Raw genomic sequence first — 15145 nt, 5'->3', positions numbered from 1 at the left:
GCCGGGCGGTGGTCCCGCAGGCTCAGGGCCGGAGAAGGAAGGTCACGGGACCGTCATTGACCAGGCTGACGACCATATGGGCACCAAATCGGCCCGTTTCCACCCCTGGCGCGTGATTTTCACGACAGATCTCGACAAATCGATTGAACCCGCGTTCAGCCTCTTCCGGCGGCGCGGCCGTGGTGAAGCTCGGCCGCATGCCCGAACGGGTGTCGGCGGCCAGGGTGAACTGGCTGACCAGCAGCAGGCCGCCGCCGGTATCGCGCAGCGAGCGGTTCATCTTCCCGGCCTCGTCGGCGAATACCCGGTAGCCCAGCAGGCGCTCGGCCATCCGCCGCAACTGGGCCTCGGTATCGCCCGGCTCCATGCCGACCAGGGCCAACAGGCCAGGGCCGATCTGCCCCACGGCCTCATCGTCGACATGGACGGCGGCCTGGCTGACACGCTGGATCAGGACGAGCATCGTGGGCTTCCAATGAACAGGGCCGGCCACGATAGCAGCGCCCTTGGCTAAACTGGCGCCGATGAATCCGCAACGCAAAGCCCGGCTGGTCTACCGCGCCACCACCCTGTTCGCCCGCCTGCCCTGGCCGCTGCTGCGGGCGTTCGCGCGCGCCCTGGCGTGGGCGTGGATCGCCCTCAATGCCCGTGAGAGCCGCGTCACCCGGCGCAACCTGGAACTGGCCTACCCGGAGCTGGATGGCGCCGCGCGCGACCGCCTGCACCGTGATCTGCTGCGCTCCACCGCGCTGCAGGCCATCGAAACCCTGCGGCTGTGGAGCCAGGCGCCGGCCGACAACCTGCGCCGGCACCTGAAGCAGCGCCATGGCGAGGCCCTGTACGACGCCGCCCTGGCCAGCGGCAAGGGCGTGATCGTGGCCGCGCCGCACTTCGGCAACTGGGAGCTGCTGAACCAGTGGCTGGCCTCGCGCGGGCAGATCGCCATCGTCTACAAGCCGCCGGAGGACGAGGCCAGCGATGCCTTCCTGCAGCTGGTGCGCGGCGGCCAGAACGTACAGCAGGTGCGCGCCGAAGGCCCGGCCGTGCGCCAGCTGTTCAAGGTGCTCAAGGACGGCGGCGCCACCGGCATCCTGCCCGACCAGCAGCCCAAGGCCGGCGATGGCGTGTTCGTGCCGTTCTTCGGCGTGCAGGCGCTGACCATGACCCTGGTCAACCGGCTGGCCGAACGCACGGGTGCCACCGTGCTCTATGGCTGGTGCGAACGCATCGGGCCGGACATGGAGTTCGCGCTGCACATCGAGCCGACCGACCCGACCGTGGCCGATCCGGACCCGCTGGTGGCGGCCACCGCCCTCAACGCCGGTATCGAACGCATCGCCCGCCGCGACCCGGCGCAGTACCAGTGGACCTACAAGCGCTATACGCTGCGGCCACCGGGCAGTAGCGAGGAAGACCCGTACGCAACTGAGGAACACCCCCACTGACGGCCGCCTGCGACCACTGGCCGCACCACGTTGAATACGACGCCGGCGCCCCCATAGAGACTGCGATGTCCGCCTCCCCCGGTCCTGCCATGCCTGCTGCTTCTTCCCTGTTCGGCGATCCGGCCGCGATCCGCTGCGAACGCGCGGTGGCCGAACTGCGCGCCGGTCGCCCGGTGCTGCTCCACGATGGCCAGGGCCAGCGCCTGGCGGTGATCGCGCTGGACAGCGCCACGACCAGCAGCTTCGCCGCCTTCGCCGCTGCCGCCCGCGAGCGCCATTACCTGTTCCTGACCGCCACCCGCGCCCGCGTGCTCGGCGTGGAGGCACCACAGGGCGCGCGCCTGCCGCTGAGCGGCGTGGCCTTCGAGGCCCTGCCCTCGCTGGGCTACCTGCGCGAACCCGGGCCGATGCCCGAAAGTTGGAGCGCCGGCGACGCCTTCGATGCCGGCGCGGTGGAGCTTGCCCGCCTGGGTCTGCTGCTGCCAGCGATGGTCGCGGTGCGCCTGGACGTCGATGACCACACTTTCGACGGTGCGGCCGAGGTGGCCCTGTGCGACCTGGCCGAAGGCGCAGCACATGCGGCCCACGACTACGAACTGGTGGCGCGTTCGCCGGTTCCGCTGCGCGACGTCGGCATGACCACCTTTGCAGTCTTCCGCGGCGGCGTGGCGCAGCGCGACCAGGTCGCGATCATCGTCGGCGAGCCGGACCTGTCGGCAGTGGTGCCGGTACGCGTGCATTCTTCGTGCCTGACCGGCGATCTGTTCGGTTCACTCAAGTGCGACTGCGGCGACCAGCTGCGGCGTGGCCTGCGCAAGCTGAAGGACCTGGGCGGTGGCGTGCTGCTGTACCTGGACCAGGAAGGCCGCGGCACCGGCATCGCCGCCAAGATGCGCGCCTATGGCTACCAGCACGACGGCCTGGATACCATCGACGCCGATGCGCAGCTGGGCTTCGGTGCCGACGAGCGGCGCTACGGCAGCGCGGTGGCGATGCTGCGTGGCCTGGGCATTTCGCGCGTGGCGCTGCTCAGCAACAACCCGACCAAGGCACAGCGCCTGCGCAATGCTGGCATCGAAGTGCTGGACTGCATTCCGGTCACCGGCGAGATCACTGCCGAGAACGAGAACTACCTGCGCACCAAGGCCGACCGTGCCGGCCACCTGCTGGATGTCGATGCGCTGATCCAGGCTGCCCAGTAACGCAGCCGACCTGCTACCGTCTGCGCGGTGCGGCCACGGCCGCTACCGCCCGCCCTGCTGCCTGACGGAGCCCGCGTGACCGACGCCACGATTCCTGCACCACCCGCCACCGACTGGCAGTCACTGCCGCAACGCGCAGCCCGCCTGGCCGCACTGGAAGGTGCCTTTGGCGGCCTGTTCGTCCCGGGCCTGCCACTGGCGGCGGCGGCGTGGTTCTTCGATCTGCCCGGTGGCCTGTGGACCGCTGCAGCCGGGCTGCTGATGGGTGTGGCTTTTGGTGCGTGGCTGGGCCGTCGACGCCTGGTCCGCACCCGTTGGCGGCTGGACGCACAGGGCCTGGGCCTGCGCCGCGACCTCATGTGGCAGCTGGAGACGCGCATTCCCCTGTCGCGAGTGCAGCATCTCGATCTGCGCCGGGGCCCGCTGGAGCGCCGTGCCGGCCTGGCCACGCTGATCGTGCACACCGCAGGCACCCGCATGAGCGCGGTGACCGTGAGCGGCCTGGACGAGGCGGATGCCGAGCGCCTGCGCGACACCCTGTCCCACCAGCTCGACCAGGACGCCGACGCCCTGTGAGCCTGCCGCCGCCCCTGCCTGCACCGCCGCCCACCGGTACCGAGGACCACCGCCTGCACCCGTGGTCGTGGCTGTTCGTGCTGCTGATGCAGCTGCGCCACTACTTCCTGCCACTGGCCGCGCTGCTGGTGTTCGGCCAGCGCGGCGACCGCGATCCGATGTGGGCGCAGCTGATTCCGCTGACGGCAATTGCCGCCCTGGTCCTGGTGTCGGTGATGCAGTACCTCAGCTACCGCTACCGCATCGGCAGCGATGCGATCACCGTGCGCAGTGGCCTGTTGGCGCGCAACCGCCGCGAGATCCCGTTCGCCCGCATCCACAACGTGGAAGTGCGGCAGAACCCGCTGCACCGCCTGTTCGGCGTGGCCGAGCTGCGCCTGGAATCGGCCGGCGGTGTGCGCCCTGAAGCGGAGATGCGGGTACTGAAGCTGGACCAGGCACTGGCGCTGGAACGGCTGGTCCGCCAGCGCGGGCAGGCGCCGCAGGCCAACGACGCCGTCGATGCACCGCCCATTGCCGACGTCGACAGCGAACGCGTACTGCTGCGACTGTCCAGCTGGGACGTGGTGCGCATGGGACTGCTCTCCAACCGCGGCTGGGCACTGGCAGTCGCCGCGTTCGGCGTCCTGTTCCAGACAGTGCCGCGGCCGGTGATGGACGATGCCATCCAGCGCGGCGGCCGCGAAGCCTTCGGCTATGCCAGCCACCTGCATCCCGGCGTGACCGGCGCGTTGCTGCTGGCGGCGGCGGCCCTGCTGCTGGGCTGGCTGGCGCTGCGCGTGCTGTCGGTGGTACTGACCCTGTTGCGTTACCACGGCTTCACCCTCGTCGAGCAGGACCGCCGCCTGACGGTGTCGGCCGGGATGCTCAGCCGCACCCGCAGCAGCGTGGCACGTCGCCGCATCCAGGCCTGGACGCTGCGCGAAGGCACCCTGCAGCGCTGGTTCGGGCTGCGCCAGCTGCGCATCGACAGTGCCGCCGGTGGCCCTTCGCGTGATGAGGACCGCGCCCTGCGCGAACTGGCGCCGCTGGCAACCCGCGAGCATTGCACGCAACTGGTGCAGCACCTGCTCCCCCAGCTGCACTGGCCACCGGCGCAATGGCAGTCCATCCCGCAGCGTGGCTGGTGGCGGCTGTGCCTGGGCGCGCTGCTGCTGGTGCCGCTGCTGGCCGCCGCCGCGTACTGGCGCTGGGGCCCATGGGGCCTGGTCGTGCTGGCCTGGCTGCCGGTCGCGTTGTTGGTCGCACACCGTCAGATGGCACGCATGGGCTGGTATCTGGACGAGCACTATGTGGCCGTGCGCGGCGGCTGGTGGAAACGCTGGTGGCGCTGGGCCGAGCTGGACAAGGTGCAGGGCCTGCGCCTGCAGCGTTCACCGCTGGACAAGGTGCTGGGCACCAGCAGCCTGCAACTGGATACCGCCGGTGCGCATGGCGACGTGGCACTCACCCTGCACCATCTGCCGCAGGCACAGGCACAGCAGGCGATGGATCAACTGGCGGCCGCGCTGGCGCGGCGCAAACTGCGCTGGTGATGCGGGGTCGGATCCCGGCCTGAATCAGGTCGTGCCGGCCGCTGGCCGGCAACTGCACATCCCCCGGTTTGCCGGCCAGCGGCCGGCACTACCGCGAGCAGGGTCAGCGAGGCATCATCGCTGCGAGGGGCCCCAATAGCCCAGGTCCCTTCGGATCTGCAGATCGCGCACCCAGCTGCCGAGAGGCTTGCGGCGCAGCGCACCCATTTCACCGGACAGGAAATCCTCGGTGGCCGCGATTACCCGCTCGCTGGACAGGCCGTCGCGGTACGGATGGATGGCATCGGCGTAACGCACGATTTCCGCCTGCAGCGCGGCGTCCGGATGCAGCGCGCGCTGCAGCATCGCCGGCAGCTGTGCCGGGTCGTCGAAATCAATCATGTGCGGCTTCGGCACGCGGTTGCGGAAGGTCACCACCGGCTTGTGCTGGACGATGAACTCCGAAACGATCGACGAGGTGTCCGACACCAGCACATCGGCGGCGCGCTGCGCGGCCATCACCTGCTCCGGCTCGATGAAGCGGGCATTGGCACCGGCCAGCCCGCGGTAGCGCTCGAACAGTTCCGGCGGACATTTGGGATGCAGGGTCAGCAGCCAGTAGCGCCCACCGGCAGCGATATCGGCGGCGATCTGCGCATGCAGGTGCGGTGCCGCACTCAGCCGCTCGGTGAAGGTGGAACCAAACAGGATCACCGGGCGATCGCCGGCCGGCGCGCGCAGTGCGGCGCTCTCGCCACCGTCATCGCGGAACAGCGGGTCCAGCTTCGGCCAGCCGGTCTCGGCCACCGCGAAGTGGCCCTGCTGGGCCGCGATCTCGCGGAACGGCGTCGTGGTGGCCGGCCCCTGCGTGCAGTACAGATCGAACGTGCCGCGCACCCGGAAGTGGCCGCGCGCGCTGTCGCGCTTTTCCACGTTGAAGCCATGGAACAGCTGCACCTTGGCCCCCGAAAGGAAGGTCGGCACCCAGTTGGCCGCGCTGAACACCGCCCGCGGGCGCATTGCCAGGGCCTGCTTCAGGCCGACGTTGGCCACCCCCGGCAGGCTGCTGCCGGCCGCGCCGCCTTCGAACCAGGCCGCAACCTCCTGCCCGGACGCGTGCAACGCCTGCGCCAACGGGGCGAGAATAGGCAGCGCATAGCGCTCCGTCGCAAACAACAGGTACCCGGCCATCATGTCCTCCACGACCGCTCCCATCGAACGGCCTCGCATCTCGGCGTGCATTATCGCGTTCAACGAGGCCGGACGCATCGGCGACTGCCTGGCCTCGCTGGCCTTCTGCGATGAGATCGTGGTGGTGGACTCGCAGTCCACCGATGCGACCGTGGCCATTGCCGAGGCTGCCGGTGCCCGCGTGCTGCAGCGTCGGTTCGAGGGCTTCCGCAGCCAGAAGGCGTTCTGCGTCGAGCAGGCCAGCCACGACTGGGTACTGTGCCTGGATGCCGACGAGCGCATCAGCCCCGAGCTGCGTGCGGCCATCGAACAGGCCCGTGACGGCGGCTTCGCCGGTCACGCCGGCTACCGCTTCGCCCGCCTGTCCGAATACTTTGGCAGGTTCCTGCGCCACGGCAATGCCTACCCGGACCGGGTGATGCGCCTGTTCGACCGCCGCCAGGGCGGCTGGCGCGGCAAGCGCGAGATCCACGAGGCGGCCAGCGTCGATGGCAGCGTCGGCACCCTGCGCGGCGATCTCATCCACTATCCCTATCGATCGTTGCAGCAGCAGCTGGCCAAGACCGAGAAGTATGCACGGATGATGGCCGAGCACGAGTTCGCGCGTGGCAAGCGCGCCACGCTGGGCAAGCTGGTGCTGGCGCCGGCCTGGCGGTTCTGGCGTGGCTTCCTGTTCCGCGGCGGCTTCCGCGACGGCTGGCACGGCCTGGTCTATGCCTATGTGCGTGCCAACTACGTACGGCAGAAGACCATCATGCTGTGGATGCTGGGCAACGGCCAGGCGGTGGCCGATCCTCCAGCCCCTGAGGAACGGCCCTGAGCCGGCTGTGTCACACTTGCCGCGCGTTGCCTGAAGATCCCCCATGAAAATCCTGTACACCAACTTCCACTATGGCGACGGTGGCGGCCACACCACGTACATCGTGTCCCTGGCGCGCGCCCTGCATGGCCAGCACACGGTCCATGTCGCAGCCCCCGCCGACAGCCGCCTGCTGCGCACGGTGGCCGAGGAAGGAATCGCCACCCCGCTGCCGATGGCCTTTGGCAGCGGCCTGCCGACCTTGCCACGACAACTGGCCGAACAGCATGCGCTGCGCCGGCTGGTGCGGGACGAGGGCATCGACCTGGTCCACGTCAACGGTGCTCGTGATCACCGCTTCGTGATGCAGGGACTGCTCGGCATGCGCCGCCCGCCGATCATCCTGACCAAGCACAACAGCAAGCCCACCCGTACGCTTGGCAATGCCTTCAGGGCCCGCTGGGCCACCGACCGCGTGATTGCGGTTTCGGCACACACCGGGCGCCTGCTGGAGCAGGGCCCGTACCGGCGCTGCCCGATCGATGTGGTCCGCAACGGCGTCGACCTGGACCGCTTCGCGCCGCTGCCGGCCGACGCCGGCCAGGCAATGCGGCAGCAATGGACGCAGGATCCGGATGCGCTGCTGCTGGTCAGCAACGCCGGCACCGATGACTACAAGGGCTGGATCGACCTTGCGCAGGCCATTGCCCTGCTCCCCGACGCGATCCGGCCGCACGTACACATGGCGGTCGCAGGTCACCTGCCCAACGCGCAGCAACGCGCGCAGGTGCAGGCCCTCGGCGATGTCGCCACGCAGGTCCACTTCACCGGACTGCTGGCCGATACGCGCCCACTGATCGCCGCCGGCGACGTCGGCTTCGTGCTGTCCAACGACATCGAAACAATTTCCTTCGCCTGCCGCGAAATGATGGCCAGCGCCAGGCCGATGCTGGTCAGCGACTACGCGGGGCTGCCGGAAAACATCGAGCAGGGAGTCGACGGCTGGGTCGTGCCCACCCGCAACGTGGCCGCCATCGCCGCACAGGTCCAGGCGATGTATGAACAACGCCAGGCGCTGCCGGCGATGGGCATGGCCGCCCGCCGCCATGCAGAGCGTGAGTTCGGCCTGCAGACCTTCGCCGGGGCGACCCTGGCCAGCTATCACGCCGCCTTGGCCAGCACCTGAGCCACATTGCCCGAACGCTTAATCGGTAAGGCCGGGCCCCTGCAGGCGGCGCTCGTGCTCGAGTTCCGCCGCCGACGGCCGGCAGGTGCCGGCGACCGCATCGGCAGGCACAAGCCACCAGCGGCGACGATTGGAAATGCCTGCCATTTCGGCCTGCGCACGGTCAATGCAGGCCTGCATCGCATCTTCGTTCACCAGCAGCCAGCGGTGCTGCGGAACCAGCCGCTGCCAGCGCACGGCCGCCTGCAGCTGTTGATGCCAACGCGCTTCGAATCCAAAGGTGGCCGCCGCGCGATCGGCCATCAGCAGGTTCTGCTCTTTCCATGCCACCAATCCCAGCTCGGCCTGCGGACCGATGCGTGCGCTGACCTCACGCATCAGGCCACGGGCCGAGCTGGAATCGTTCAACACCGGATAACCGACCAGGCTATACAGCACCCATACCCCGGCCAGGGTAGAGACCAAGGCAACGTGCCGACGTCGGCGCCCGCACGCCCACAGGCTCAACGCCGACCAGATCGCCATCGCCAGCGCCGTCCACGCCAATGCATCGGTCGCGCCCGGCGTCAATCCGCGTCCATGGGCAAGGTTCACCTCGAAGCGCGGATCACCCAGCAACGCGAGCGCCCCGACCAGGCTCAATCCCAGTGCCAGCAACGCGGCAAACCCTCCCAGCACGCGCTGCACATCGCGCCGCTTCAGCAGCCCGGGCAGCAGCGGCGCCAGCGCCAGGCAGAACATCGGCAGCGCCGGCAGGATGTAGACATCACGCTTGCCCTGGGGAATCGAGAAGAACAGCACGACCAGCAACCACCACGCCAGCGGCAGCAGGTAGCGTGGATCGCGGCGGCACAGGCGCCGCCGCCACGCCGGGATCGCCCATGGCAGCACCAGGAACGCGGGTATCCACATCGTTGGCATGACACCGAAGAAGTACCACCACGGCTGGTGATGGTCCCAGGACTGCGTGTAGCGGCGGGCCGTCTGCCGCACCAGGATGTCGTTGATGTAGCCGCGGTACTCGTCCGATCCGGTGCCCAGCGCGGCCAGCAGCATCGGCGCCAGCCACAGCGATATCGCCAGCAGGAAGGCCAGCGGTGCCAGCCAGAAGCGGCCATCGCGTGCGTGCAGGGAAACACGGGGCCACTGCAGGGCTGCAGCGATGGCCGCCGGCACGATCATCAGCAGCGCCAGCATGCCCACGCCCTTGGTGATCACCCCGATACCGGCAAAGAACCAGCCCAGCCACCACCAGCGCCAGGCCGGGCCCAGCAGCAGGTGGCGCAGCAGGCCATAGTTGGCCAGGGTGATGAACAGCACCAGCAGCGGATCGATCTGCGCCTTCTTCGCCTGGAAGGTGAACTGCAGCGCGAACAGCAGTGCCCACCCCGCGCAGAGCCCGACCTGCCGCGTCCACAGCCGGCGCCCCAGATCGACCACGCACCACAGCGTGCCCAATGCGGCCAGCAGCGAGGGCAGCAGGAAGGCCACGCGCCAGTGGCCAACCAGGCCATACAGCGAGGCCTGCCACCACATCAGCATCGGCGGCTTGTCCGAATACAGCTCGGTACCGCGATGCGGGAACAACCAGTAACCGCTGTCGACCATCTGCCTGGCCACCAGCGCGAAGCGTGGTTCGTCAGAGGGCCACGGATCGCGGAGACCGAGCCCGGCCCCCAGCACCAGCAGGGCCACCACCACGAACAACCACGTCTGGCGCGACGCGTGGGTCTTCAGCATGGGACTCGAAACGGCAGCGGGGGTCAGGCTGCTTTTATCAGACGCGCGTAGAAGAAACCGTCAGCATCGTTGTCACCAGGCAGTCGCTGGCGTGCCACGCCTTCGCAATCCACGCCGAACGCATCGCCCAGCGGCTGCGCCACCGCGTCCGGATGCCACTTCAGGAACGCACGCACCTGATCGATGTTCTCGGCGCGCAGGATCGAGCAGGTGGCGTACAGCAGCACGCCGCCCGGGCGCAGCATCGACCAGCAGGCTTCCAGCAGGCGCGCCTGCACGCCCACCAGTGCATCGACGTCCTCGGCGCGACGGTGGAACATCACATCCGGCTGGCGGCGGATCACGCCCGTGGCCGAACATGGCGCATCCAGCAGGATCGCGTCGAACGGCACGCCGTCCCACCACGAACCGGGATCGCTGGCATCGGCGACCAGGGTCTGCGCATGCTCGCCCACACCGGTGCGGGTGTAAGTGTCACGTGCCCGGGCCAGACGGCGCGCGTCGATATCCAGCGCCAGCAGGCGCAGGCTCGGGTCACGCTCCAGCAGATGCGCCGATTTGCCGCCGGGTGCCGCGCAGGCATCCAGCACGCGGGCACCGGTCGCGGGTGCCAGCGCATCGGCCGCGCATTGCGCCGACAGGTCCTGCACCGACAGTGCACCATCGCCGAAGCCCGGCAGCTGGTTCACGGCAACGGGGGTCGCCAGGCGCAACGCATCGGCGCACAGTGCAGTGGCTTCAGCGGCAATGCCGGCCTCGGCCAGCGTCGCCAGGGCCTTGTCGCGACCGCCATGCTGGCGGTTGGCACGCAGCCACAAGCGCGCGGGTTGCAGGCTGGCGCTGAAGATCGCTTCGGCCTGCGCCGGCCAGTCGCGCTCGATCGCATCAGCCAACCATTCCGGGAAGGCGTCGCGCGCAGGCTGTTCGGGGAACCCCTCGCGCTGGGCGCGGCGCAGGATCGCGTTGACCAGGCCTGCCTGGCGCTCACGGCCCAGCGCGCGCGCCGCATCGACCGTAGCCGAAAGCGCTGCGTGCGCAGGCAGTTCGAGCACGTCCAGCTGGGCGAAACCGACCATCAGCAGCGTGCGCAGGTCGGCATCGCGCGCCGACAGCGGCTTCTGCATCCAGGCCTGCAAGGCCGCGTCATAGGTGCTGCGACGGCGCAGCACAGCGAAACACAGGGCTTCCAGCAGCGCGCGGTCGCGGCTGTCGGCCAGCTTCGGCAGCGCCCAGGCCAGTTCGGCCTTCAGCGAACGGCCACGGGTGAACACCTGTGCCAGCACGCGTGCGGCCAGCATGCGCGTGGCCGCGCCCGGTGCCGCCTTGGCGACGGAGAAATCGTTCTGCTTGGACACCGCTTATGCCCCCACGCGCAGGTCGCGGCGAGCGTTGAGGTAATCGGCAGCGGTGATCGCCTTGCCGCCTTCACGCTGCAGCACGCGCAGGCGCAGCGCGCCCTGGCCACAGGCAATGTCGATGCCGTCGCGGCCGGCGGCCAGCACGGTGCCCGGCGCCTGGCCGTGGTCTGCCTCCAGTGCCACCGCACCATGGATGCGCACGCGTTCGCCAGCCAGCGTTGCCTCGGCGATCGGCCACGGATTGAACGCGCGCACGGTACGCGCCAGCGCGTCGGCGTCCTGCGCCCAGTCCAGCCTGGCTTCGGCCTTGTCCAGCTTGTGCGCGTACGTCACGCCCTGTTCCGGCTGCGGTCGCGCGATCGGCTTGATGCCCGCACGCAGCAGGCCCAGGCCATCGGACAACACCTGGGCACCAAGCTCGGCCAGCTTGTCGTGCAGCTGGCCGCCGGTATCGGTGGCGGCGATCGGCAGCTCCTGGTGCAGCAGCACCGGGCCGGTATCCAGGCCAGCCTCCATCTGCATCAGGCACACCCCGGTCTTCGCGTCACCAGCCTGGATCGCACGCTGGATCGGCGCAGCGCCGCGCCAGCGCGGCAGCAGCGAGGCATGCACGTTCCAGCAACCATGGGTCGGGATGGCCAGTACTGCCTTGGGCAGGATCAGGCCATAGGCCACCACCACCATCAGGTCCGGCTGCAGGTCGCGCAACTGCTGCTGGGCGGCCGCGTCCTTCAGCGACTCCGGCTGGTAGACCGGAATGCCACGGGCCACGGCTTCGAGCTTGACCGGCGAAGGCGCCAGGCCACGGCCTCGGCCGGCCGGGCGATCAGGCTGGGTATAGACGGCCACGACCTCATGGTGGCGCGCAGCCGCGCGCAGCGACGACACCGCGAATTCCGGCGTACCGGCAAAGACAATCCTCATGGCTACCCCACTTGCAGGATGGATTCGTGCAGGAAAGAAAACGGCGCCGTCGGCCGGCGCCGTAGAGCCCGCGCGAGCCGCGCAGGCACGGGCCACCCGAAGGGTGGCCCGGATTGGCGATCACGCCACGTGCTTGCGCTGCTTGGCCAGCTTCTTGCGCACCATCTCGCGCTTGAGCGGCGACAGATAGTCGATGAACAGCTTGCCGTCCAGGTGATCCATCTCGTGCTGGATGCAGGTGGCCAGCACGTCACCAGCCTCCATCTGCTGTTCCTGGCCGTTGCGGTCCAGGTACTTCACGGTGATGGTGTCGGCACGGGTCACGTCGGCGAAGATGCCCGGAACCGACAGGCAGCCCTCCTGGTACACCCGGCCCCCGTCCTTGGCGACGATTTCCGGATTGATGAACACATGCGGTTCATTCTTTTCTTCGCTGACGTCGATGACCATGAAGCGCTTGTGCACGTCCACCTGGGTGGCGGCCAGGCCGATGCCCGGGGCGTCGTACATGGTCAGGAACATGTTGTCGATCAGTTCCTGGAAGGCCGGCGTGGTGACTTCGGCAGCTTCGATCAACGCGGCCTTGGTACGCAGGCGCGGATCGGGGAACTCGAGAATGGGGAGAAGGGCCATGGCTGTTTCCGGATAGGGGGCCGGCACGCCGGCATACGTCGCAGATTCTAGCTCCAACGCTTGCCTTGCGCCCCGGTTTCTGGACTATAGTGCGCGGACCTGTTGGGGAATCAGGGCTTCACACCTATGTTGCTTCGTTTTCGTACGGTCGTCGCCGCGGCGATGCTGACCGTGGCTGCCTATGCTACCGCCGTGGAAGTGAATGGCGGGCACCCGGACACCTATGTGGTCCGAAAAGGGGATACGTTGTGGGATATCGCCGCACGTTTCCTGCAGAAGCCGTGGCTGTGGCCGGAGATCTGGCAGGCCAATCCGCAGATCGCCAATCCGCACCTGATCTATCCCGGTGACGTCCTGAGCCTGGCCTACCTGGACCGGGTGACCGTGGCGGCCCGGCCCGGCCCACGCCAGGAGGCCCCGATCGACGCCATTCCGCTGGCCCAGGTCGAGCCGTTCCTGAAGCAGCTGAGCGTGGTCGACAGCATCGAGCAGCTGCCCTACGTGGCCGGCTTGGAAGAGGAACGCCTGCGTGCCACCAGCGGCCACGCCGTCTATGTGCGCCTGGCCGACGCCCAGGTGGGCCAGCGCTGGGCGGTTGTCCGCCCGACCGTGCGCTACGCCCAGCCCAAGCCGACCGAGGACCTGACCGCCAACGGCGACGTCACCCCGGGCAGCGGCAACCTGTGGCGCGCCTACAGCGCACCCAACCACCGCCGCGGCGTGCTCGGCTATGAGCTGGCCCAGGTCGCCACCGGCACCATCACCCATGTCGCCGGAGGCAAGGTCGAGGCGTCCACCCTGGTGCTGGACAAGAACGAAGGCGGCCGCGAGGTGCGTGCCGGCGACCGCCTGGTGCCGATCGAGGCCAGGCCGTACGACCTGCAGTTCGTGCCCCATGTCCCCGCCGCCGGTGTCGAGGGCGTCGACGTGCGCGTGCTGGCCGTCACCGACATGTTCACTGCTGCTGGTCCGCGCGATGTGATCGCGATCTCGGCAGGCCGCGCGCAGGGCGTGGACAACGGCACCGTGTTCTCGCTGTGGCGCCCGGGCCGCCACGTGGCGCACCGCATGAAGTACCCGACCTCGTCGCGCATGGACGATTCGCTCAGCACCGGCGCCGGCCGGGTCTCGCTGCCGGACGAGTACGCGGCGCATGCCATGGTGTTCCGCACCTTCGACAATGTCAGCTACGCGCTGGTGATGCAGGGCGTGAAGCCGGTGCGCGTGGGGTACAACGCGCTGCACCCGGACGCGCGGTAGAGTCGACTGTTGGTCGACTGCTCTTCACCGCCCCCCGAAAGCGCCCGCGCTGCGCGCGGTAGTCGACTGACAGTCGACTCTACAGGGGCGGTCTCCGGCAAAACCTGACAGCCACATGCGAAGGCGCCCTAGGGCGCCTTTGTTGCATGCGCTCGATAGTGGGGGAATGACCAAGCAAGCTGATGAGGCGCTGCTGCGCCTGGTGATGGCAGGCGGCGCGCTGGCGCCACGGCGGTCCCTGCTGCAGGCCGCGGGCAGCGCGCAGACCGCGATCGCGCAGGGCGCCGCGAACTGGCGCGCGCACGGTTGCACGCCAGAGCAGTGCGCTGCACTGGAACACCCCGACGCCCGCGCCTGGACCGTGGCGCGGCACTGGCTGGAAGACGACGACCACCATCTGCTGTCCTTCGCCGATGCGGCCTTTCCGCCGCCCCTGCTGGACGTCCCGAACCCGCCACTGGCGCTGTTCGTGGCGGGCGATCCGAGCCTGGCCTGGCGCCCCTCGGTGGCGCTGGTCGGCAGCCGCTCGCCAACCCCGGGAGGACGCGCGCTGGCCGCGCGCTTTGCCGGCTGCTTCGTCGAGGCCGGACTGGCCGTAACCAGTGGCCTGGCGGCCGGCATCGACGCGGCCGCCCACCTGGCCACACTGGAGGCAGGCGGCTGCACCGTGGCGGTGATCGGAACCGGCCCTGATCGGGCCTATCCGGACAGCCACCAACGGTTGCAGGGGCGGATCGCCGCCGGGGGCGCGGTGCTCAGCGAGTACCTGCCCGGCACACCGGCACGCCCGGGCCACTTCCCCGCGCGCAACCGCCTGGTGGCCGGGCTGGCGCTGGCGACGGTGGTGGTCGAGGCCGCGCAACGCTCCGGCGCCCTGATCACCGCACGGCTGGCTGCCGAGGCGGGCCGTGAAGTCTGTGCCCTGCCCGGCTCGGTACTCAACCCACGCGCTGCGGGCTGCCACCGGCTGATCCGTGAAGGGGCCGCACTGGTCGAGCGCCCCGAGGAAGTGCTGGAACTGCTGGCCCCTGCCCTTCGCCAGCAGCTGCCGGGCTTGCAATCACGGCTGGGCACCCCCACTGAACAGGCACCGCCGGCGCTCCTGCCGGCGCGCTGGGCCGACGACCCTGACTACCAGTGCTTGTGGCGGGCCCTGGACCACGACCCAAGCAGTATGGATTCACTGATCACACGCTGTGGATTGACGGCGCCCCAGGTGTCCTCCATGCTGCTGGCCATGGAACTGGCGGGAATCGTGGTGTGCGTACACGGCCGCTACTGTCGAACTCCCTAGTTTCTTCACCTCCACAGCGTCGC

General features: G+C 69.3%; 14 protein-coding genes. 8 read left to right on the top strand and 6 right to left on the bottom strand.

What is annotated here, in order from left to right; genetic code table 11:
- Window positions 1–22: 22 nt before the first annotated feature.
- A complete protein-coding gene (gene dtd, locus AC5P5S_RS06495; protein WP_005411180.1) occupies window positions 23–463 on the bottom strand; it encodes a D-aminoacyl-tRNA deacylase in 441 nt (146 codons plus the stop codon).
- Between the two features lie 61 nt (window positions 464–524).
- On the opposite strand from dtd, the gene AC5P5S_RS06490 reads away from it, so the two are divergent.
- The 4 genes from AC5P5S_RS06490 to AC5P5S_RS06475 all read left to right on the top strand — a co-directional run bounded on the left by AC5P5S_RS06490 (window position 525) and on the right by AC5P5S_RS06475 (window position 4758).
- On the top strand, window positions 525–1445 hold the full coding sequence (locus tag AC5P5S_RS06490; RefSeq protein WP_062605564.1) for a lauroyl acyltransferase: 921 nt from the start codon (window positions 525–527) through the stop codon (window positions 1443–1445).
- A 65-nt stretch (window positions 1446–1510) separates the two neighbouring features.
- Window positions 1511–2647, top strand: a complete 1137-nt coding sequence (gene ribA, locus AC5P5S_RS06485) for a GTP cyclohydrolase II RibA (RefSeq protein ID WP_033834003.1) — start codon at window positions 1511–1513, stop codon at window positions 2645–2647.
- Window positions 2648–2722: 75 nt separating this feature from the next.
- Window positions 2723–3223: a PH domain-containing protein gene (locus tag AC5P5S_RS06480; protein ID WP_005411183.1), complete on the top strand. Its 501-nt coding sequence runs from the start codon at window positions 2723–2725 to the stop codon at window positions 3221–3223.
- A complete protein-coding gene (locus AC5P5S_RS06475; protein WP_062605562.1) occupies window positions 3220–4758 on the top strand; it encodes a PH domain-containing protein in 1539 nt (512 codons plus the stop codon). The genes AC5P5S_RS06480 and AC5P5S_RS06475 overlap by 4 nt, the downstream gene beginning before the upstream one ends.
- Before the next feature lie 114 nt (window positions 4759–4872).
- Here the strand turns inward: AC5P5S_RS06475 and AC5P5S_RS06470 are convergent, their stop codons facing one another.
- Window positions 4873–5931, bottom strand: a complete 1059-nt coding sequence (locus AC5P5S_RS06470; protein WP_062605560.1) for a CDP-glycerol glycerophosphotransferase family protein — start codon at window positions 5929–5931, stop codon at window positions 4873–4875.
- On the opposite strand from AC5P5S_RS06470, the gene AC5P5S_RS06465 reads away from it, so the two are divergent.
- On the top strand, window positions 5930–6748 hold the full coding sequence (locus tag AC5P5S_RS06465) for a glycosyltransferase family 2 protein (RefSeq protein WP_012481364.1): 819 nt from the start codon (window positions 5930–5932) through the stop codon (window positions 6746–6748). The two genes, AC5P5S_RS06470 and AC5P5S_RS06465, sit on opposite strands and share 2 nt — an antisense overlap.
- 43 nt (window positions 6749–6791) lie before the next feature.
- Window positions 6792–7913, top strand: coding sequence for a glycosyltransferase family 4 protein (locus tag AC5P5S_RS06460; protein WP_062605558.1), 1122 nt, complete (start codon window positions 6792–6794; stop codon window positions 7911–7913).
- Between the two features lie 18 nt (window positions 7914–7931).
- Here AC5P5S_RS06460 and AC5P5S_RS06455 read toward each other — a convergent pair whose 3' ends face one another.
- From AC5P5S_RS06455 to def, 4 genes are all read right to left on the bottom strand, one after another.
- On the bottom strand, window positions 7932–9653 hold the full coding sequence (locus tag AC5P5S_RS06455; protein WP_062605556.1) for an ArnT family glycosyltransferase: 1722 nt from the start codon (window positions 9651–9653) through the stop codon (window positions 7932–7934).
- 23 nt (window positions 9654–9676) lie between these two features.
- Window positions 9677–11008 carry a 16S rRNA (cytosine(967)-C(5))-methyltransferase RsmB gene (rsmB, locus tag AC5P5S_RS06450; RefSeq protein ID WP_495276295.1) on the bottom strand — a complete coding sequence of 444 codons (1332 nt, stop codon included), beginning with the start codon at window positions 11006–11008 and terminating at the stop codon, window positions 9677–9679.
- A 3-nt stretch (window positions 11009–11011) separates the two neighbouring features.
- Window positions 11012–11935, bottom strand: coding sequence for a methionyl-tRNA formyltransferase (gene fmt / locus AC5P5S_RS06445; RefSeq protein WP_024957899.1), 924 nt, complete (start codon window positions 11933–11935; stop codon window positions 11012–11014).
- Window positions 11936–12055: 120 nt separating this feature from the next.
- Window positions 12056–12568: a peptide deformylase gene (def, locus tag AC5P5S_RS06440; RefSeq protein WP_005411192.1), complete on the bottom strand. Its 513-nt coding sequence runs from the start codon at window positions 12566–12568 to the stop codon at window positions 12056–12058.
- A 126-nt stretch (window positions 12569–12694) separates the two neighbouring features.
- Between def and AC5P5S_RS06435 the strand changes: the two genes are divergently transcribed.
- Together AC5P5S_RS06435 and dprA are read left to right on the top strand one after the other, a co-directional pair.
- The gene (locus tag AC5P5S_RS06435; protein ID WP_062605554.1) at window positions 12695–13828 is read left to right on the top strand and encodes a LysM peptidoglycan-binding domain-containing protein; all 1134 of its coding nucleotides are present in this window, start codon (window positions 12695–12697) and stop codon (window positions 13826–13828) included.
- Between the two features lie 166 nt (window positions 13829–13994).
- On the top strand, window positions 13995–15122 hold the full coding sequence (gene dprA / locus AC5P5S_RS06430; protein WP_005414605.1) for a DNA-processing protein DprA: 1128 nt from the start codon (window positions 13995–13997) through the stop codon (window positions 15120–15122).
- The last annotated feature ends 23 nt before the right edge of the window (window positions 15123–15145 follow it).

The organism is Stenotrophomonas sp. YJH_SMC_54, assembly GCF_059368435.1.
The sequence above is the reverse complement of the archived record's forward strand: the minus strand, read 5'-3'. Positions and strand labels throughout refer to the sequence as shown.

Coding starts and splice junctions, on each gene's coding strand:
- AC5P5S_RS06460 (WP_062605558.1), top strand. CDS start 6,792: ATGAAAATCCTGTACACCAACTTCCACTATGGCGACGGTGGCGGCCAC.
- fmt (WP_024957899.1), bottom strand. CDS start 11,935: ATGAGGATTGTCTTTGCCGGTACGCCGGAATTCGCGGTGTCGTCGCTG.
- dprA (WP_005414605.1), top strand. CDS start 13,995: ATGACCAAGCAAGCTGATGAGGCGCTGCTGCGCCTGGTGATGGCAGGC.
- AC5P5S_RS06490 (WP_062605564.1), top strand. CDS start 525: ATGAATCCGCAACGCAAAGCCCGGCTGGTCTACCGCGCCACCACCCTG.
- def (WP_005411192.1), bottom strand. CDS start 12,568: ATGGCCCTTCTCCCCATTCTCGAGTTCCCCGATCCGCGCCTGCGTACC.
- AC5P5S_RS06455 (WP_062605556.1), bottom strand. CDS start 9,653: ATGCTGAAGACCCACGCGTCGCGCCAGACGTGGTTGTTCGTGGTGGTG.
- AC5P5S_RS06465 (WP_012481364.1), top strand. CDS start 5,930: ATGTCCTCCACGACCGCTCCCATCGAACGGCCTCGCATCTCGGCGTGC.
- dtd (WP_005411180.1), bottom strand. CDS start 463: ATGCTCGTCCTGATCCAGCGTGTCAGCCAGGCCGCCGTCCATGTCGAC.
- AC5P5S_RS06435 (WP_062605554.1), top strand. CDS start 12,695: ATGTTGCTTCGTTTTCGTACGGTCGTCGCCGCGGCGATGCTGACCGTG.
- AC5P5S_RS06470 (WP_062605560.1), bottom strand. CDS start 5,931: ATGATGGCCGGGTACCTGTTGTTTGCGACGGAGCGCTATGCGCTGCCT.
- ribA (WP_033834003.1), top strand. CDS start 1,511: ATGTCCGCCTCCCCCGGTCCTGCCATGCCTGCTGCTTCTTCCCTGTTC.